This is a genomic window from Variovorax sp. IB41 (assembly GCF_016405905.1).
Lineage (GTDB): Bacteria > Pseudomonadota > Gammaproteobacteria > Burkholderiales > Burkholderiaceae_C > Variovorax.
This window is the reverse complement of the sequence record NZ_JAEFCB010000006.1, coordinates 120,660-138,346: the sequence shown is the minus strand read 5'-3', so window position 1 is coordinate 138,346 and position 17,687 is coordinate 120,660. Positions and strand designations below refer to the sequence as shown.

General features: G+C 65.4%; 16 protein-coding genes and 1 pseudogene. All 17 read right to left on the bottom strand.

The annotated features are described in order from the left end of the window. Window positions 1-525: 525 nt before the first annotated feature. Complete coding sequence (locus JC881_RS13885; RefSeq protein ID WP_198786289.1) at window positions 526-948, bottom strand: hypothetical protein; 423 nt, start codon at window positions 946-948, stop codon at window positions 526-528. A 39-nt stretch (window positions 949-987) separates the two neighbouring features. Next, window positions 988-1,431 carry a hypothetical protein gene (locus JC881_RS13880; RefSeq protein ID WP_198786288.1) on the bottom strand — a complete coding sequence of 148 codons (444 nt, stop codon included), beginning with the start codon at window positions 1,429-1,431 and terminating at the stop codon, window positions 988-990. 141 nt (window positions 1,432-1,572) lie between these two features. After that, a complete protein-coding gene (locus JC881_RS13875; protein ID WP_198786287.1) occupies window positions 1,573-2,010 on the bottom strand; it encodes a hypothetical protein in 438 nt (145 codons plus the stop codon). A gap of 144 nt (window positions 2,011-2,154) precedes the next feature. Further along, on the bottom strand, window positions 2,155-2,757 hold the full coding sequence (locus tag JC881_RS13870; RefSeq protein ID WP_233101772.1) for a tetratricopeptide repeat protein: 603 nt from the start codon (window positions 2,755-2,757) through the stop codon (window positions 2,155-2,157). Between the two features lie 120 nt (window positions 2,758-2,877). Beyond that, window positions 2,878-3,528 carry a hypothetical protein gene (locus tag JC881_RS13865; RefSeq protein ID WP_198786285.1) on the bottom strand — a complete coding sequence of 217 codons (651 nt, stop codon included), beginning with the start codon at window positions 3,526-3,528 and terminating at the stop codon, window positions 2,878-2,880. 910 nt (window positions 3,529-4,438) lie between these two features. Then, the gene (locus tag JC881_RS13860) at window positions 4,439-4,708 is read right to left on the bottom strand and encodes a hypothetical protein (protein ID WP_198786284.1); all 270 of its coding nucleotides are present in this window, start codon (window positions 4,706-4,708) and stop codon (window positions 4,439-4,441) included. A gap of 471 nt (window positions 4,709-5,179) precedes the next feature. Beyond that, window positions 5,180-6,141: pseudogene (locus tag JC881_RS13855) on the bottom strand (NAD(P)H-dependent flavin oxidoreductase). Between the two features lie 4 nt (window positions 6,142-6,145). Continuing rightward, window positions 6,146-7,078: an electron transfer flavoprotein subunit alpha/FixB family protein gene (locus tag JC881_RS13850; RefSeq protein ID WP_198786283.1), complete on the bottom strand. Its 933-nt coding sequence runs from the start codon at window positions 7,076-7,078 to the stop codon at window positions 6,146-6,148. 2 nt (window positions 7,079-7,080) lie between these two features. Then, on the bottom strand, window positions 7,081-7,830 hold the full coding sequence (locus tag JC881_RS13845; protein ID WP_198786282.1) for an electron transfer flavoprotein subunit beta/FixA family protein: 750 nt from the start codon (window positions 7,828-7,830) through the stop codon (window positions 7,081-7,083). Between the two features lie 34 nt (window positions 7,831-7,864). After that, complete coding sequence (locus JC881_RS13840; RefSeq protein ID WP_198786281.1) at window positions 7,865-8,854, bottom strand: Bug family tripartite tricarboxylate transporter substrate binding protein; 990 nt, start codon at window positions 8,852-8,854, stop codon at window positions 7,865-7,867. 46 nt (window positions 8,855-8,900) lie between these two features. Then, window positions 8,901-10,844, bottom strand: a complete 1,944-nt coding sequence (locus JC881_RS13835; RefSeq protein WP_198786280.1) for an acyl-CoA synthetase — start codon at window positions 10,842-10,844, stop codon at window positions 8,901-8,903. Between the two features lie 48 nt (window positions 10,845-10,892). After that, window positions 10,893-11,891: a Bug family tripartite tricarboxylate transporter substrate binding protein gene (locus tag JC881_RS13830; protein ID WP_198786279.1), complete on the bottom strand. Its 999-nt coding sequence runs from the start codon at window positions 11,889-11,891 to the stop codon at window positions 10,893-10,895. A gap of 52 nt (window positions 11,892-11,943) precedes the next feature. Then, window positions 11,944-13,152 carry a CaiB/BaiF CoA transferase family protein gene (locus tag JC881_RS13825; protein WP_198786278.1) on the bottom strand — a complete coding sequence of 403 codons (1,209 nt, stop codon included), beginning with the start codon at window positions 13,150-13,152 and terminating at the stop codon, window positions 11,944-11,946. 142 nt (window positions 13,153-13,294) lie between these two features. Beyond that, window positions 13,295-14,107 (bottom strand): oxepin-CoA hydrolase, alternative type, encoded by an 813-nt coding sequence (locus tag JC881_RS13820; protein WP_198786277.1) that lies wholly within the window; start codon window positions 14,105-14,107, stop codon window positions 13,295-13,297. Beyond that, on the bottom strand, window positions 14,104-15,258 hold the full coding sequence (locus JC881_RS13815; RefSeq protein WP_198786276.1) for an acyl-CoA dehydrogenase family protein: 1,155 nt from the start codon (window positions 15,256-15,258) through the stop codon (window positions 14,104-14,106). The genes JC881_RS13820 and JC881_RS13815 overlap by 4 nt, the downstream gene beginning before the upstream one ends. 11 nt (window positions 15,259-15,269) lie before the next feature. Then, on the bottom strand, window positions 15,270-16,478 hold the full coding sequence (locus JC881_RS13810) for an acyl-CoA dehydrogenase family protein (RefSeq protein ID WP_198786275.1): 1,209 nt from the start codon (window positions 16,476-16,478) through the stop codon (window positions 15,270-15,272). A 10-nt stretch (window positions 16,479-16,488) separates the two neighbouring features. Next, window positions 16,489-17,679, bottom strand: coding sequence for an acetyl-CoA C-acyltransferase (locus tag JC881_RS13805; protein ID WP_198786274.1), 1,191 nt, complete (start codon window positions 17,677-17,679; stop codon window positions 16,489-16,491). Between the last annotated feature and the right edge of the window lie 8 nt (window positions 17,680-17,687).

Here is a 17,687-nt window from a genome sequence, read left to right as displayed (position 1 = left end):
AGGGCAGGTGAGGCAGGCGCCATGTCACCGGGCGGACGCCGGGACGCGGTCCGTACACCTCGACAAGGGGGAGCAGCCGCCGATGCTAGAGGGTCGATGACCATTCATGTATCGGGGGTTTCCTTAGCTGGGCTCTCCCTTTTGGGGCTTGCGCGAAGGCGCATTAGGGGCGCGTGCACAGGGCGCCGGGTACTCCCCTCCGCGAATGTCCCCCGCCCTTCGGGCTCCTCCTTTATTTCGCTGCGGGGAGCACCCGACGCCCTGTGCACGATGAGTGCGGCTGTGGGATTGGCGGTTCGACCGCTTTGGCGGATTGCAGGCGGACGTGCGGGGGCGTACTGATGAGCGTTCGTGAGAGACGGGCGGTGAACAAGCAGAAGTCCGAAGGGTTGGTGTCGGTTGCGCTCGACATTGGCACGACTACGCTCAATGTTCGCTTCAGACTGCGAGCTGTCTTTTAGTCACGACGTCTGACCGTCGCCTTCGGGCCCGAAGCAGTCCTCGGTCATTCTCCAAAGCAGACGTTCAGTCGTCGATCTCAAGTACAGCGAGTTCACCGGCAAACTCAATGGCTTCTCCCATTTTTAAGGAGTGAGCCTTCTCCGTTTCGACAAGAATAGCCGGCCCGCCTTCTGAGATTGAACAACGGAAGCTGTAGGAGTCGGGACTATCGAGAACGGTGGTAGCGATCTGGCAGTGGGGCGACGAAGCGATAGGTTGCTCAAACGAGTGGCGCGCTGAAGCAACTTGCGGACGGATCTCGGTGACAAATTGAACCTTGATCTGAGAGGAAAATTCACCTCCCTCCACGAAACGCTCAACTTCGCTATTTTTCTCTTCAAACTCGATGGCCCCAACCCAATAAACGGCCCAACCATCGACAACGACCTCGAGAGTGCGTTCGTATCCGTCGCGCCTGATGCGATTCAGTTTTCCGTCGAGGTGCATGTGTCGGTAGTAGGTCTGCTTGTGGCCGACTGTAGCCATCTATGGCGTCGCCGCACTCGCCACAGACTGCGCACATATCGAGTTCCAAACAACGGCATCAAGCGGCATCACTTTCGACCAGTCGATTGCACCGGTGAAGATGGGGTGCGGAGCAAAGCCGTAGAACTGACCTTTCCCGCGAAGCACCCCTTTGTCCTTGAGGAGAGCCACACCCTCACTCAGCAGGTTTTCCTGCTGCCACTCGCGCGAGTTCATGAGTTCAGAGAAGCGCTGGAAGTCGTCAGCAACGAGGTGGACGTCGCCATCCAGCATGTCCAGTTTCATGACCTCGCCGGAGCGGCGTTCTAAGAATAGGTCGCCAAACGCAGATGCTCCAATCAGTCGTACCTGCCCTGTGACCTTTCCCGGCCATTCCGCGAGCAGGCCGTTGAAGTCGAGAAGCGCCGCGTCGACGAACAGGTCGTCCCAGGTCAAAGAACTCATGTGTAGGTCGTTTTGGGTGGTTGTAGTTGAACGTCCGCTTCTGGCCGACTGTAGCCGGTGGCTCTGCCTTCGCGAAGGGGCCCTTAGTAGAGCTACGAGTTACGCCAAAGCGGACGTTCCCGCGTGCGTCTGCCGCACCGCCTAATTGGCGGCTGCATCTTGCTGCGAATCGAACCAGGGCAACCCTTGCTCCCGCACGATACGGGTCAGGTCCGCTACACACCTGTCATAGGTGCTCCACGAAGAAGCGTTGAACCTGAGGTGGTATCCGCGACCGTCGGAATCTCTCAGGTGATCACCGTAGATCAATCCATCATCCGGTCCGCTCGTCAACCGCTGCCCGCTGAGGTCATCGACGGAAAAAATAAGGCGCAGGCGGACTGACGCATCCAGTGCCGGCCCCGTCGCACCCAAACGAAGCATTCCTATGCGCTCGACAACATTACCCCGTTGCCGAAGCCAGACCATCTTCTTGGTCCGCTTGAAGCCCAGCGACTCTAAAGCGACCGTGAAATCCCCGGAGACCTTGGCGACACCTGCCCGAATTGCGTCAATGTTTGATAAAGAGGCTGCTTCCATGAGATGTCTGGTGGTGGCCGGATTTTGTCCCACGGCGCGACTGACCGGTTGTGGCCGACTGTAGCCGGTCGCGCTGCCGTCGTGATCGGCCCCAAGCGGCTGTACGCTTTTCTCCAAAGCCGCCCGTTCCCATGGCTGCGGCTTCTATTGCTCTGACCCCGCTGGGGGTGAATTCCTCTTCTTCCGATACATGCCAAGCCAATCATTCGCGGCATCCTCGGCTCGTTTCTGACCGGCGCTATCGACAAGATATGCAGTAGCCGTCACGTTGTGCGCTCCATCCTTGTGCCCAAACTCGCGCGCCAGTAGAAACCATTTCAAAGCCTCTACATCGTCGACCTGTATTCCCCTTCCTTGATGGAGCATCACGCCAAGGTTGTACATCGCGGTTGGCGATCCTCCATTCGCCCCCTTGCGCAGCCATTGGATGGACTCTTCAAAGTCTTGCGGGGTGCCTCGCCCAAACCTGTACGCTGCACCGAGATTCGCTTGCCCAGGTGTGTACCCTTGCTCTGCGGATCGCTTCAGCCAGCCGAAGCTCGCCTCCATGTTCTCGGGTGTTCCCAATCCCCCCTGAAGCATCAATCCGACAGCATTTTGCGCAGGCGCATCGCCGGCTTCTGCGAGGCGCATATAGATCGGAAATGCGTCGTTGTAGAAGCCGGCCTTTCTGAGCGTTTCCGCCTCTGCGAAGTCGTTCGCAAGCGCAGACGCGCCTACCGAAAAGACGAGGAGTGGCACGAGCATGTACCGCGTCAAACTGCACATAAGGCCCACAGAGACCGTTCGTAGTTCATGAATCGGTAGTCAACGACTGCTGTTGGCCGACTGTAGCCGCTCACGTCGTCGAGAAATGGCCCATTGCGGTCATCCGACTGATGCAGCGTGACCCTTCAGTTGCCGCTGCGAGAGCTGGTAGAAGGTTTGCCCACCGACGATGAAGCCACCCGAATCTCTAGCGGCGATGCGATCTTCAGCAATCGACATTGCTTGGTCTCTCTCTCCCTTGAGAACATGGTGAATCAAGCGCTCCTTCCAAAAGTTCCACGCCGTGTTCGGCACGCTTTTCAGGATGCACAGATTGAAGGCTTCTCCGAGTTCCATGAACGCATCGTCGCTGCGCAGGTGGTGATTGGACTTGATGCAGGCTTCCGCTTCCACGAGGCATCCACGACTCGCGTTCAGCAGCCCTTCTTCGCTCCATTTGGGAGTCGCGATGGAGCCCTCATTCAGCGAAACGCCGTACAACGTGTACGCACCGTCAGTGCGAAGGCCCAACGGCGCCTGCAAGTTCGCCGTCATGCCCAAGATTCGCCATAGCTCCAAGTCGAACGCCATTGGCTTGCAAGATAGCCTGCGATACAGCACGTCTTCCTTCGCACTGCCAGAAACCAAGAGCGAGAAAAACATCTTGCCTTCTACGCGGAACGCGCTGGAGCCTTTCGTCTTCCATCCGAGCGCCTTGCCTTCCTGCTTCAGGTAAGCGTTGATTTTTTTATCTAGTTCAGATTGCTTCATCGAGTCCCGCGATGGTTGCGGCGGAGAGTCTGCTTCTGGCCGACTGTAGTCGAAGCGCTGCTATCCACGTCGCGGGCCGAGAGCGCCTTATTTGCCATGCCGGTCAGCCGTCCTGCCCCGGGGACGAGAAGGCTCGCCCATTGGGGATGCTCCAACGCCGGAACGAGGTCCCTCAGTGACTGGAAGTTGGCCAAGTAGGGACGAGCATGGATCTGCAGTGCCGGCACAGCTGCCCGCGAAAGCGCGACGTCCAGAACTTTGCTATCTCTGCAGGGAAAACGAGACGCACCGCCGCCCACCCCGAGCTTCGCATTGAGGCCTGCGGCCCGACCCGTTGGAACGCCCACGAAGTCTGGGAAGCGAGCCCACTGTTCGGGCCCGAGCAAAGGCGTACCGGGAAAGACCCATACCTCAAACTCAATACCGCTCGACCGCTGCGAAAAGTGGATGAAATGGAACAGGTCATCGTGCACCTGCCGATGGAAAGTGCAGCCACGCCCGTCACCAGTCGTAAAACCCCAGGGTGCTACGACCGGCTCAACGATGCGTCTCACAGATTTGTCGAAATGATGCTCAAGCATTCATGCCCCAATTCTTGGCTTCGCAGCGCGTGTCAACCTGGCGGCGCGCTAGTAACCGCAAATGCCCCGTTGCGTCGGCACGCCGAATGACCGGTTGTGGCCGATAGTACCCATTCGCGCGAGGCCGAGGGATGTCGGCAATCGCTGCAAAGCGGATGCTCTCGTTGTCCGTGGACGATCAGCATGGAACACGTGGCTGCCGCCGAGGCCTACCCTACAAGCAGCCTCAACCGAACCGAATTCTCTCCATCACGAAGGCTTCAGCCGTCGCATCCCAAAGAGCCTGGTTGCCAGGCGGGCCGCGATACCCGCGGCCCGCAGACCAGCCGCTAACCGCCAGTCTCAGGCGCTCCACGTCGCGCCTTCTCGCTCAACTGAAACAGCTCCCCAGCCTTGCGAGCAAGGTCAGCTGCAAGCCAGAGCAGGTTGTCCAGTTGTCGAGGCCCGTCACCGCTGCACCAGTTGATCTCTTCACCGTGGCAGATCCACAGAAGAGCTTCGAGTTGCGAGAGGGTGTTTTCGAGACGATCCGCCGGGTCTTGGGCGTTGTCTTCGGAAGCTACCGGCGTGCGACGCCGGGCTATAGTCTTGGTAGCCATTTTTGTGCGGTCCTTTAGAGGTTTGTGCACGAACTTGGTTAGACGGCTGGGGTGCTAGTAACACCCTGGCCGTCGCCTTTTGATACCTCGCATTTGCATCGCTGCTTTCGCACCGACAACCTGCCGCGAGGCAAGCAGCCTTCAAACATTTCGGTGGGTGGGTGTGTTGCGCCTTTCTTCTTCCCTTGGTGGGATATCGAGTGACAGGGGCATCCACTTTAGAGAAGAGCCCGGCGCAGTGGCCGTTCCATGCCGCACGAAGTCTCGGCAATCGCCAACAAATGCAGCTTCCGCAGCGCGCCGCGCGCGTGCCTCAGGGGCCATGCGGTCCCAGTGCGCAACTGCGCTGAACGCTCAGGCCGATGGGGTGCCTTGCGCAGCGAAATAAAGGAGGAGGCCGAAGGCCGGGGGACATTCGCGGAGCAAGGTGCCCCGTCGGCCTGAGCGCGCCCCGGATGCGAGCAGAAGGACTCAGCCCATCCAGCCGCGCGCCCGCTCCAGGTGCTCGCGGCACTCGCGCACCATGCGCTCGATCAGCTCCGCGCAGGTCGGAATGTCGTCGATCAACCCGATGCACTGGCCGGCCGACACCACACCGTTATGCACCTCGCCCGACTCCAGCGCCGCGCGGCCGCCACCAGCGGGCGCACTTCCTCGAACTCGCAGCCGCCGGGGCGGTTCTCGGTGGCCACCACCTCTTCGGAGATCGCGTTGCGGAACACGCGCGCGGTGTTGCGCATGGTGCGAAACATCAGCTTCGTGTCGCGCTCGGTCGCGTTGACCAGCGCCTCCTTGATGTTCGGATGGATCGGCGCCTCCTGCGTCACGCAGAAGCGCGTGCCCATGTTCACGCCCTCGGCGCCCAGCGCCAGCGCGGCCGCCATGCCGCGCCCGTCGGCGATGCCGCCCGAGGCGATGATCGGAATGCGCAGCTTGCGCGCCGCGATGGGCAGCAGCACCAAGCCGGGCACGTCGTCCTCGCCCGGATGGCCCGCGCACTCGAAGCCGTCGACCGACACCGCATCAACGCCGTTGCGCTCGGCCGAGAGCGCATGGCGCACCGAGGTGCACTTGTGCACGATCTTCACGTCGTGGCGCTTGAGCGCTTCGATGAAATCCTTCGGGCTGTTGCCCGCGGTCTCGACGATCTTCACGCCGCTGTCGATGATGGCCTGCACGTACTCGGCATACGGCGGCGGCTTCACCGCGGGCAGGATCGTGAGGTTCACGCCGAAGGGCCTGTCGGTCAGCGTGCGGGTGCGCGCGATTTCATGGCGCAGATCGTCGGGCGTGGGCTGCGTGAGCGCCGTCACGATGCCCAGCCCGCCGGCGTTCGACACGGCCGCGGCGAGCTCCGCGCGGCCCACCCATTGCATGCCGCCCTGAATGATCGGGTAGCGGATGCCGAGCAGTTCGGTGATGCGGGTCTTCATCGGCTCACAGCGCCTTGACCAGCTCGGGCACGGCCACGAACAGGTCGGCCACGAGGCCGTAGTCGGCCACCGAGAAGATAGGCGCCTCTTCGTCCTTGTTGATCGCGACGATCACCTTGGAATCCTTCATGCCGGCCAGATGCTGGATCGCGCCCGAGATGCCCGCGGCGATGTACAGCTGCGGCGCGACGATCTTGCCGGTCTGGCCCACTTGCCAGTCGTTGGGGGCGTAGCCCGCATCGACGGCAGCGCGGCTGGCACCGAGGCCTGCGTTGAGCTTGTCGGCGAGAGGCGCCATCACTTCGGTGAACTTCTCGGCGCTGCCCAAGGCACGGCCGCCGGAGACGATGATCTTGGCGGCGGTCAGCTCGGGGCGTTCGCTCTTCGTGACTTCACGGCCGACGAAGCTGCTCTTGCCACTGTCTGCAACGCCTTCAGCGGTTTCGACCGTTGCGCTGCCACCGGTGGCGGCTGCGGCATCGAAGCCGGTCGTGCGAACCGTGATCACCTTGGTGGCGTCGCTGCTCTGCACCGTGGCAATCGCATTGCCGGCGTAGATCGGGCGCTCGAAGGTGTCGGGGCTGTCGACCTTGGTGATGTCGCTGATCTGCACCACGTCCAGCTTGGCGGCCACGCGCGGGGCGACGTTCTTGCCGTTGGCGGTCGAGGGGAACAGGATGTGGCTGTAGTTGCTGGCGATGGCCAGCACTTGAGCGGCCACGTTCTCGGCGAGGTTCTCGGCCAGGCTCGGGCTGTCGGCGGCGATGACCTTGGTGACGCCCACGATCTGGGCGGCGGCCTTGGCGGCTTCAGCGGCGTTGGCGCCAGCCACCAGCACGTGCACTTCACCGCCGCAAGCGAGGGCTGCGGTCACGGTGTTCAAAGTTGCCGGCTTGATGCTGGCGTGGTCGTGTTCGGCAATAACAAGTGCGGTCATGTTCAGATCACCTTCGCTTCGTTCTTCAGTTTGTCCACCAGCGTCGCCACATCAGGCACCTTGATGCCTGCGCCGCGCTTCGGAGGCTCGCTGACCTTCAGGGTCTTCAGGCGGGGCTTCACATCCACGCCCAGGTCTTCAGGCTTGAAGACATCGAGCGTCTTCTTCTTGGCCTTCATGATGTTGGGCAGCGTGACGTAGCGCGGCTCATTGAGGCGCAGGTCGGTCGTGATGACCGCGGGCAGTGTGAGCGTCAGCGTTTCCATGCCGCCGTCAACTTCGCGTGCCACGGTGACCTTGTCAGCGGCCAGATCGACCTTGGAGGCGAAGGTGGCTTGGGGCAGGTCTGCGAGTGCGGCCAGCATCTGGCCCGTCTGGTTCGCGTCGTCATCGATGGCTTGCTTGCCAAGGATGATGAGCGACGGTTGTTCCTTCTCGACCAGCGCCTTGAGCAGCTTGGCGACGGCAAGAGGCTGCAGCTCTTCTGTCGTTTCGACGAGGATGCCGCGATCAGCGCCGATGGCCATCGCGGTGCGCAGCGTTTCCTGGCACTTGGCATCGCCGCACGAGACGGCGATGACTTCAGTCACGACGCCCTTCTCTTTCAGACGCACGGCCTCTTCGACAGCGATTTCGTCGAAGGGGTTCATGCTCATCTTGACGTTGGCAATGTCCACCCCGGTGCCGTCGCTCTTGACGCGCACCTTCACGTTGTAATCGACGACCCGTTTGACAGGTACAAGAATCTTCATGGTTGTTCCTTCAAAAAACTGAGAGAGATGAGGTTCACTCGAGCTTCGCGCCCGATTGCTTGATGAGCCGCTCCCACACCGGCCGCTCCTGCTTCCACGCGGCGGCGAAGAGTTCGGGCGAGCTGTCCTTCAGCTCGAAGCCCATGGCCGCCACGCGCTCGCGCACGTCGGGCTGTTGCGTGGCCTTGCGCACTTCCTCGGCGATGCGGTCCACGATGGGCTTGGGCGTTTTCGCGGGCACCGCGAAGGCGAGCCAGCCGGTCACGCGGTAGGCCTCGTCCTTGAGGCCCTGCTCGGCCATCGTCGGCACGTTGGGCAGCGCGGCCATGCGGCGCTCGCCGCTCACGCCGATGGCCCGCACCTTGCCCGCGTCGATGTGCGGCTTGGCCACGAGCGCGCTCGCATAGGCCATCTGGATCTGCCCGCCGATCAGGTCCTGCATCATCGGCGCCTCGCCCTTGTAGGCGACGTGGTTCATGTCGGCCTGCTGCGTGAGGCTCATGTGCGCGCCGGCCAGGTGCGGGTACGCGCCCACGCCGTAGGAGCCATAGGCGACCTTGCCCTTGTTCGCCGCGACGTACTTCAGCAATTCCGGCGCGGTCTTCACCGGCACGCTCGGGTGCACCACCAGCACCAGCGGCCCCATCGCCACCTGGTAGACCAGCGCGAGGTCGCGCTGCGTGTCGTAGGGCAGCTTCTCGTAGAGGAACTCGTTGGTCAGCAGCGCGTTGCTCAGCGAGAAGACGAGCGTGTAGCCATCGGGCGCCGACTTGGCGACCGCGTCGGTGCCGATGATGCCGGCCGCGCCCGGCTTGTTGTCGATGACGACTGGCTGGCCGAAGCCGGCCGACATCTTCTGGCCCAGCACGCGCGCGAGCACGTCGGTCGCGCCGCCGGCCTGGAAGGGCACGACCATGCGGATCGGCTTGTTGGGGTAGGGCGCCTGCGCATGCGCGGGTGCCAGTGCGAACAGCGCGGCGGTCGATGCGGCAGCGCACAGCAATGCGCGACGTGAATGGGCCATGGTTTTGTCTCCCTTGCGTTTCAGAAATTCTTGAAGAGGCAGCGATTCACTTCAGCGCAATGCGCGTCTTGAAGGGCAGCGGCGCCAGCGCCTTCTGCAGCTGCTCCTGCAGCGTCGCGGCGAGCGCGCCCGCCGCGGCGGCATCGATCTGCACATGTACGAGGCTTTCGCCTTCGGCGGTCACCGCGGGCCGCGCCGCATCGCTCGCGCCGAGTTCGGCGCACACCTCGGCGACCGTCGCGGCCACCACCTGCCGCGCGGCCATCGCGCGCAGCTCGGGCTTGTAGATCTTGCCGACGTTGGTCATTGGCATCGCGCCGATCACCGACACCCACTTGGGCTTGGCGGGCGCTTCGTCCACGCGCGCGGCCGTGAAGGCGAGCAGTTCTTCCTCGGTCGCCGAGGCGCCGGGCACCAGCGTCGCGAAGATCACCGGCAGCTCGCCCGCATACGCATCGGGCGCGCCGACCGCCGCGCACAGCTGCACCGCGGGGTGCGCGCCGAGCGCGTCTTCGATCGTCTTCGGATCGATGTTGTGGCCGCTGCGGATGATCAGGTCCTTCGAGCGGCCCGTGAGGTTCAGCCGCTCCTCGCCGTCCATCCAGCCCAGGTCGCCCGTCGCGAGCCAGCCGTCGGCGGTGAAGGCCTTGGCGTTGTCCGCCGGATCGACGAAGCCCGAGAACACGTTGGGCGACTTGAACAGCACCATGCCCTGTTCGCCGGGCGCCACGTCGCGGTCGCTCGCATTGCCGCTCTCGTCCAGCGCGACGATGCGGACCTGCGAATACGGCAGGCGAAAGCCCACGCAGCCCGCGGGCCCGTTCACGCCGGGCGGCGTGATGGTCGAGATGCCCGCCATCTCCGTCATGCCCAGGCTCTCGTGCACATGCAGGCCGAACAGGCGCTCGAAGCGCGCGGCCAGCTCGGGCGCGAGCACCGCGGCGCCGGTGCGGCAGTAGGTGATCGATGAGATGTCCGCGCCATCGAGCGGCACGTTCGCCAGCGCCGCGAGCACCGTGGGCACGGCGGAGAGCGAGGTCGGCCGGTACTTCGCGACCAGCTTCCAGTAGTTGGCCAGCACCTCCTTGTTTCGCAGCAGCGAGGGCGTCGGAATGATCACCTCCACGCCCGCCGACAGCGACGAGAGCGAGGCCGGCAGCACACCCGCCACATGGAAGAGCGGATAGCCGTTGATCGAGATGCCGTGTTCGTTCATGCCCGCCAGCTGCACGCTGGCCCACGCGGTGAACACCTGCGCGCCGTGGCTGTGGCGCGCGAGCTTGGGGGCGCCGGTGGTGCCGCCGGTGTGGAAGTAGGCGGCGATGTCGGAGGGCGCGATGTCGCGGCCGCTCACGAGGCGGTCGTTCGGCTGCGCTGCGCGCAGCAAGTCGAACCCGGCCACGCCTTCGGGCAATGCGCCCGCGGCGCCGGGTGCTTCGTCGTGCGGCGCCACGCGCAGCACGGTGGTGAGCGTCGGCACCTGGCCGCGCAGGCGCATCGCCTTGGACCACATGCCCGACTCCGCGTCCGAGCCGTAGGCGATCAACACCTTCGCGCGCGCCGCGGTCATCAGCGCGACCAGCTTCTCGTCGGTCAGCAAAGGATTGAGCGGCTGCACGATGCCGGCCGCTTCGCCGCCCCAGAGCGCCAGGTGGTATTCCAGGCAGCCGGGCAGCAGCACCGCGACCGCGTCCTGGGGCCCCACGCCCAGCGTGTGCAGCAGATTCGCGGTCTGGTGGATGCCCGCGAGCAGCTGGGCATACGACCAGCGGATCGGCTCATCGGCCGGATTGCCGCTGCGCAGAAAGGTCAGCGCCGTCTTGTCGCCGAAGGCCGCGCCGGAATTGCAAAAGAGCTCGTAGGTGCTGCGCACCGTGAGCGCTTCTTCGAGCGGCGTTTCTTCCAGCCGCCGGATGTCGGCGAGGCCGCGCACCGGGAACAGGGGGCGGAACGGCGCACTGGCCGCATTCTTCTTGTCATTGCCTGTCATGTTGTCTCCTTGATGTCGTCTTGCGGGCCGCGCGCGAAGCGCCCTGTTTTACTGGTTCGTGATCTTGTTGTCGCGAATGACCTTGCCCCAGCGTTCGAAGTCCTGCCGCATGCGAACGCCGGTCTGCTCGGGTGTGCGGTAGGCCGCGAAGGAGCCGACGCTCTCGAGCTTTTCCTGCACCTGCTTGTCGGCCAGCGCGGTCTTCAGTTCGGCGCTCATGCGGTCGATCACCTCCTTGGGCGTGCCCGCGGGTGCGAGCAGTCCGCCCCACGAGGTCGCGTCGAAGCCGGGAAAGCCCTGCTCGGCCACCGTCTTCACATCGGGCAACAGGCTCACGCGCTGGCCCGAACCCACGGCGATGGCGCGCAGCTTCTCGGCGCGGATGTGCGGCAGCACGGCCACCAGGTCCGAGAACATCGCGGGCACCTGGCCGCCGATGAGGTCGGTCACGGCCGGCGCGCTGCCGCGGTAGGGCACGTGCTGCATGTCGAACTTGCCGATGGTTTTCAGCTGCTCGGTCGTCAGATGGCCGAAGCTGCCGGCGCCGGCCGTCGTGTAGTTGAGCTTGCCGCCCTCGGCCTTGGCCTTGGCGATCAGGCCCTGCAGGGTGGTCACGTCGGGCAGCGATTTCGGGTTCACCACCAGCACGATCGGCAGGTCGTACACCGAGCCCACGGGCGCGAAGTTCTTGAAGATGTCGTAGCTCGTGGGGCCGTAGAGGTGCGAGGCCAGCAGCGTGGGCGTGGCCAGCATCACGAAGGTGTAGCCGTCCGGCGCTGCGCGTGCCGCGGCGGCGGCGCCCACGGTGCCCGAGGCGCCGCTGCGGTTGTCGATGACGATGTTCTGCTTGAGCGCGGCGGACATCTTCTGCGCCACGATGCGCGAGGCCACGTCGGTCGGGCCGCCGGGCGGGAAGGGCACGATCAGCGTGATCGGCTTGGCGGGCCAGGCCTGCGCGAAGGCGCTGCCGGCGATGAGGGGAAGGGCCAGGGCGAGGAGTGCACGGCGAACGGGATTGCGGAGGGAACGGGAAACGAGGGAGGCCATGGACTTCAGTTGCTACTTCTTCAGGGGATCAGGGAATGCACAGGCGTCTTCTTCAGACGACGCCACTTGTTTTCAGCGCGGCCAGCTTCTCATCCGACAGGCCGAGCAGGGACTTGAGCACGTCGTGCGTGCCTTCGCCCAGGGTGGGCGGCGCGCTGCGCACCGGCAGGCGCTCGCCATCGAAACGGTAGGGCGGCGCGAGCACGTTGACCGTGCCGGCCACCGGATGCGGCTGCTCGGTCACGAGGCCCGCATCGGTCGCGCGCTTCGATTGCAGCGCTTCGAGCAGGCCCAGCACTTCGCCGCACGGAATGCCCGAGGCGGTGAGCTTGGCGAGCAGGTCCGCGCGCTGGCGCTTGGCCAGCTCGGCGTGCAGCTCGGGCAGCAGCACCGCGCGGTTGGCCGAACGCAGGATGTTGGTCTTGAAGCGCTCGTCGGCCGCGAGGTCGGGCCGCTCGATCACCTCGGTGCAGAAGCGCGCGAACTGCGCGTTGTTGCCCACGGTGATCACCAGCGGGCCGTCGGCCGCATCGAACACGCCGTAGGGCACGATCGACGGGTGCGAGTTGCCGTAGCGCGGCGGGTCTTCGCCCATCAGGAGCGCTTCGAGGCCGTAGTAGGCGGTGATCATCAGGCCGCAGTCGAAGAGCGCCATCTCCACATGCCGGCCCTTGCCGGTCTTCTCGCGCTGGTAGAGCGCGGCGAGCACGGCCTGCGCCGAGTACATGCCGGTGAACAGGTCCACCGCCGCCACGCCGAACTTCAGGGGCGGCTGGTTCGCTTCGCCGTTGAGCGCCATGAGGCCCGCCTCGCCTTGAACGACGAGGTCGTAGCCCGGGCGCGCGGCCTCGGGGCCGGTGCGGTCGTAGCCCGAGATCGAGCAGTAGATGAGGCCGGGGTTTTCCTTGCGCAGCTGCGCGTAGCCCAGGCCCAGCTTGTCGATGCCGCCGAACTTGAAGTTCTGGATCACCACGTCGCACTGCTTGGCCAGATCGCGCGCGATCTGCTGGCCTTCGGGCGTCTGCAGGTCGAGCGTGACCGAGCGCTTGTTGCGGTTCACGCTGTTGAAGTAGGCGGTCTCGGTCTTGCCCACGCGCAGGCCCCAGTCGCGCGTGTCGTCGCCGCGGCCCGGGTGCTCGACCTTGATGACTTCGGCGCCCATGTCGGCCAGCACCATGCCGCACCAGGGGCCCGCGAGGATGCGGGACAAGTCGAGGACGCGCACGCCGGCGAGCGGCAGCGAGGAATTCAGCAGTGGCATGAGGGCTCCAGGAAAACGTGAGAGCGGATGGGTTCCATGAAATGCGCCAGAACCGTTCACGCCGAGCTTGTCGAAGCGCCGCGCGAGGCTTCGACAGGCTCAGCCCGAACGGTTCTTGTTCGGAGTGAATCAGGCAGAGGCGTCAGGGCGCGTCCTGCTTGTTGTGACGCAGCGCGCTGAAGTCCGCCTTGCGCTTGCCGAGGAAGGCGCCGATGCCTTCGGCCGCTTCGGTATCGGCTTGCGACTCGACCATGAAGACGGCCTCGGCATCGAGCTGTTCCTCGAGGGTGGCGCTGTGCGCCTGTCGGCACAGCGTCTTGATGCGCGCGCTCGCGCGCTGCGGGCCGCTCGCCACCTTGGCTGCGAGCGCGATGGCTTCGGCGAGCGCTGCGCCCTTGTCGGTCAGGCGGTTGACCGCGCCCAGCGCGTGCAGGCGCTCGGCCGGCATGCGGTCGCCGGTGAGGCACATCTCGGTGAGCACCTGGCGCGAGACGAACTCCGCGAGGAACGCGGTCGCGCCGCCGTCCGGCGTGAGGCCGACCTTGACGTAGGCCACCGTGTAGAACGCATCGCGCGCCGACACCAGCATGTCGCAAGCCAGCGCCATCGAGAGGCCCGCGCCGGCCGCGCCGCCTTCGACGGCCGCGATCACCGGCTTGCCGCAATCGCGGATCGCGCGGATCAGGTCGTGCAGGCCTTCGAGCTTTTCGCGGCGCGCCGAGGCGGGCAGCTCGCGGCGCTTGGCCAGCAGGTTCAAGTCGCCGCCGGCGCAGAAGAAATCGCCCGCGCCGGTGAAGACGATGGCGCCCACTTCGGCGTCGTTCTGCGCATCGGTGAGAGCGGCCGAGAGCTCGGCATACAGCGTCGGCGTGATCGCGTTGCGCGCGGCGGGGTTGCTGTTGATCAGGATGCGCACGGCGCCTTCCTGCGAGATCAGGACGGTCTTGTCCGTCATGCCGCAACCTCCTTGGCGGACTCTTTGCTCAGGGCAATGTAGCGCTGCAGATGATGGTCTTCGTCGCCCAGCTGGTGGTCGATCATCACCAGCCGCTTGGCGTAGTGCGGCAGCGGCAGCTCCCACGTCATGCCGATGCCGCCGTGCATCTGGATGCTCTCTTCGGCCACCAGCGCGCCGATGCGGCCGATGCTGAACTTGGCGGCCGACAGCGCGCGCTCGCGCGCCACGCGGTCGGTGCCGTCGATGGCGGCCGCGGCGTTGATGACCGCCGAGCGCGCCTGTTCGATCTCCAGCAGCAGGTCGGCCATGCGGTGCTGCAGCGCCTGGAAGCTGCCGATGAGGATGCCGAATTGCTTGCGCGTGCGCAGGTACTCCAGCGTCGCGGTCTTGGCGGCTTCCATCGCGCCCAGGGCCTCGGCGCACAGCGCGAGCACGCCGCGGCCGATGGCGCGTTCGAGTGTCGCGGCACCTTGGCCTTCGGCGCCGAGCAATGCGTCGGCGCCGAGCTTCACGCCGTCGAATGCGAGTTCGGCGACGCGGCCACCGTCGATGGCGGGGCAGCCGCGCACCGTGAGGCCGGCAGTCTTCGCGGGCACGAGGAACAGCAAGATGCCGGCTTCGTCGTCCACGTTGCCCGAGGTGCGCGCCGAGACGAGGAACAGATCGGCCTGCTCGCCCTGCGGCACGACGGCCTTGGCACCGTTCAGCACCCAGCCATCGCCGCTGCGCTCGGCGCGGGTCGCCACATGCGCGCGTTCGTAGTGCGTGTCGGCTTCGTCGTGCGCGAAGGCCGCGACGGCGACGCCGTTGATGATGTCGCCGAGCTTTTCCTTCTGTGCATCGCTGCCGGCGGCGCTGAGCGCTTCGCCGACCATCACGGCGCCCAGCAGCGGCTCGACCACGAGCCCGCGGCCCAGCGCCTCGAAGACCACGGCGATGTCGAAGCCGCCGCCGCCGAAGCCGCCATCGGCTTCGCTGAACAGCGCGCCGATCACGCCCAGTTCGGCGAACTGCTGGAAGGTTTCCTTGCTGAACCCGTGCGCGGACTTCGCGATGCGGTCGCGCGCATCGAACGCGTACTGCTCGGCGATGAAACGGTTCAGGCTGTCGGCGAGCATGCGCCGGTCTTCGGTGTGTTCGAAGTTCACTGCATGTCTCCTTACAGGCCCAGGATCATCTTGGAGATGATGTTCTTCTGGATTTCATTGGAGCCGCCGAAGATCGACAGCTTGCGGTTGTTGAAGTAGCGCGCGGCGGCGGCCTTTGCGTAGGCGGGGCCGAAGGTCTGGCCGTCGAAGCCGTCGTGCAGCGCTTCCTCGACGAAGGGGCGGCCGTAAACGCCCATCGCACGGCGGGCCAGCGACGAAATTTCCTGCCGGATCTCCGTGCCTCGGATCTTCAGCATCGAGCTTTCAGCGCCCGGCACGCCGCCGCCCGCCACCGCGGCGATCACGCGCAGGTTCGTCGTCTTCATGTTCTCCAGGTCGATCTCCACGCGCGCCATGCGCGCGGCGAACGACGGGTCTTCGGCGAGCGGCTTGCCGTTCTTCGTTTGCTTGCCGGCGATGCCCTTGAGCTGTTCGAGCGCGGCCACCGAGAAGCCCACGCCCGCGATGTTGGTGCGCTCGTAGGTCAAGAGGTACTTGGCGCAGGTCCAGCCCTTGTTCTCTTCGCCCACGAGGTTCTCGGCCGGCACGCGCACGTCGGAGAAGAACACTTCGTTGACTTCATGCTCGCCGTCGAGCGTGATGATCGGGCGCACTTCCACGCCGGGCGAGGTCATGTCGATCAGCAGGAAGCTGATGCCCTCCTGCTTCTTGGCCTCGCGGTTGGTGCGCACCAGGCAGAAGATCATGTTGGCGTGCTGGCCGAGCGTGGTCCAGGTCTTCTGGCCGTTCACGATGTAGTGGTCGCCCTGCGCATCGATGCCGCGCACGGCCGAGGTCTTCACCGCCGCGAGGTCGGAGCCCGCGCCCGGTTCCGAATAGCCCTGGCACCACCAGTCCGAGCCGTCGAGGATGCGCGGCAGCCAGTGCGCTTTCTGCGCCTCGTTGCCGTACTTGATGAGCACCGGCCCGAGCATGTTCACGCCGAAGGGCACGATGCGCGGCGCGAAGGCCACTGCGCATTCGTTCTCGAAGATGAACTTCTCCACCGCCGTCCAGCCCGGGCCGCCGTACTGCTCGGGCCAATGGTTGGCGAGCCAGCCGCGCGCATTCAGGATGGCGTGCCATTCCTGCATGTCGGCCTTGCTGAGGATCTGGCCGCCGCTGACCTTGGCTGAGAGGCGGGCGGGCAGCTTGTCGGCCAGGAAGGCGCGCACTTGCGCGCGGAAGGCTTCTTCTTCGGGGGTGAAGTTCAGGTCCATCGCTGGCTCCTCAGTAGATTTCGAACAGGCCCGCCGCGCCCATGCCGCCGGCGATGCACATCGTGACCACCGCGTACTTCGCGCCGCGGCGCTTGCCTTCGATGAGCGCATGGCCCGTCAGGCGCGCGCCGGTCATGCCGAACGGATGGCCGATGGAGATCGCGCCGCCGTTCACGTTGAGCAGTTCCGACGGGATGCCCAGCTTGTCCTGGCAGTAGATCGACTGCGATGCGAAGGCCTCGTTGAGTTCCCAGAGGCCGATGTCCTCGACCTTGAGGCCATGGCGCGCGAGCAGCTTGGGCACCGCGAACACCGGGCCGATGCCCATCTCGTCGGGCTCGCAGCCGGCCAGCGCGAGGCCGCGGAACGCGCCGAGTGGCTTGATGTTGGCGCGCTCGGCATCCTTGGCTTCCATCAGCACGCAGGCCGAGGCGCCGTCGGAGAGCTGCGAGGCGTTGCCGGCGGTGACGAACTTGTCCTCGCCCATCACCGGCTTGAGCTTGGCCAGCGCCTCGTAGGTGGTGCCGCGGCGGTTGCAGTTGTCTTCGGTGGCGGTGACTTCGCGGTAGGTGACTTCCTTGGTCTCCTTGTCGGTCACGGCCATGGTGGTGGTGCAGGCGACGATCTCGTCCTTGTAGCGGCCGGCCAGCTGCGCCTCTTCGGTCCGGCGCTGGCTCTCGGCGGAGAAGCGGTCCTGCGCCTCGCGGCTGATGCCATAGCGCTTGGCCACGATGTCGGCGGTCTCGATCATCGCCATGTAAAGGTCGGGCTTGTGCTGGACGATCCACGGGTCCATGCCGCTGTCGCCGGCATCGGTGGCGCTGCGCGAGCGGATCTGCGAGATGCTTTCGACACCGCCCGCGATCATGGCCGGCGCGCCGTCCACCACGATGCGGCCCGCGGCCATCGCGATCGCCTGCAGGCCCGAGGCGCAGAAGCGGTTCACGGTGGTGCCGGCGATGCTGATCGGCAGGCCCGCGCGGATGACCGCCTGGCGCCCGACGTTGCGGCCGGTCGTGCCTTCGGGGTAGCCGCAGCCCAGGATCGCGTCCTCGATCAGCGCGGGGTCCAGCCCCGAGCGCTCGACCGCGGCCTTCACCGCGAAGGCCGCCAGCGTGGGGCCGGGGGTGATGTTGAATTCGCCGCGGTGCGCCTTGGTGAGCGGGGTGCGGGCGGTGGAAACGATGACGGCTTCACGCATGGGATATC

What these genes read in the sequence shown, in the direction of transcription:
- JC881_RS13885 (WP_198786289.1), bottom strand. Translation starts at nt 948, where the DNA reads ATGCACCTCGACGGAAAACTGAATCGCATCAGGCGCGACGGATACGAA.
- JC881_RS13875 (WP_198786287.1), bottom strand. Translation starts at nt 2,010, where the DNA reads ATGGAAGCAGCCTCTTTATCAAACATTGACGCAATTCGGGCAGGTGTC.
- JC881_RS13850 (WP_198786283.1), bottom strand. Translation starts at nt 7,078, where the DNA reads ATGACCGCACTTGTTATTGCCGAACACGACCACGCCAGCATCAAGCCG.
- JC881_RS13830 (WP_198786279.1), bottom strand. Translation starts at nt 11,891, where the DNA reads ATGGCCTCCCTCGTTTCCCGTTCCCTCCGCAATCCCGTTCGCCGTGCA.
- JC881_RS13845 (WP_198786282.1), bottom strand. Translation starts at nt 7,830, where the DNA reads ATGAAGATTCTTGTACCTGTCAAACGGGTCGTCGATTACAACGTGAAG.
- JC881_RS13820 (WP_198786277.1), bottom strand. Translation starts at nt 14,107, where the DNA reads ATGACGGACAAGACCGTCCTGATCTCGCAGGAAGGCGCCGTGCGCATC.
- JC881_RS13840 (WP_198786281.1), bottom strand. Translation starts at nt 8,854, where the DNA reads ATGGCCCATTCACGTCGCGCATTGCTGTGCGCTGCCGCATCGACCGCC.
- JC881_RS13870 (WP_233101772.1), bottom strand. Translation starts at nt 2,757, where the DNA reads ATGCTCGTGCCACTCCTCGTCTTTTCGGTAGGCGCGTCTGCGCTTGCG.
- JC881_RS13835 (WP_198786280.1), bottom strand. Translation starts at nt 10,844, where the DNA reads ATGACAGGCAATGACAAGAAGAATGCGGCCAGTGCGCCGTTCCGCCCC.
- JC881_RS13825 (WP_198786278.1), bottom strand. Translation starts at nt 13,152, where the DNA reads ATGCCACTGCTGAATTCCTCGCTGCCGCTCGCCGGCGTGCGCGTCCTC.
- JC881_RS13865 (WP_198786285.1), bottom strand. Translation starts at nt 3,528, where the DNA reads ATGAAGCAATCTGAACTAGATAAAAAAATCAACGCTTACCTGAAGCAG.
- JC881_RS13880 (WP_198786288.1), bottom strand. Translation starts at nt 1,431, where the DNA reads ATGAGTTCTTTGACCTGGGACGACCTGTTCGTCGACGCGGCGCTTCTC.
- JC881_RS13860 (WP_198786284.1), bottom strand. Translation starts at nt 4,708, where the DNA reads ATGGCTACCAAGACTATAGCCCGGCGTCGCACGCCGGTAGCTTCCGAA.
- JC881_RS13805 (WP_198786274.1), bottom strand. Translation starts at nt 17,679, where the DNA reads ATGCGTGAAGCCGTCATCGTTTCCACCGCCCGCACCCCGCTCACCAAG.
- JC881_RS13810 (WP_198786275.1), bottom strand. Translation starts at nt 16,478, where the DNA reads ATGGACCTGAACTTCACCCCCGAAGAAGAAGCCTTCCGCGCGCAAGTG.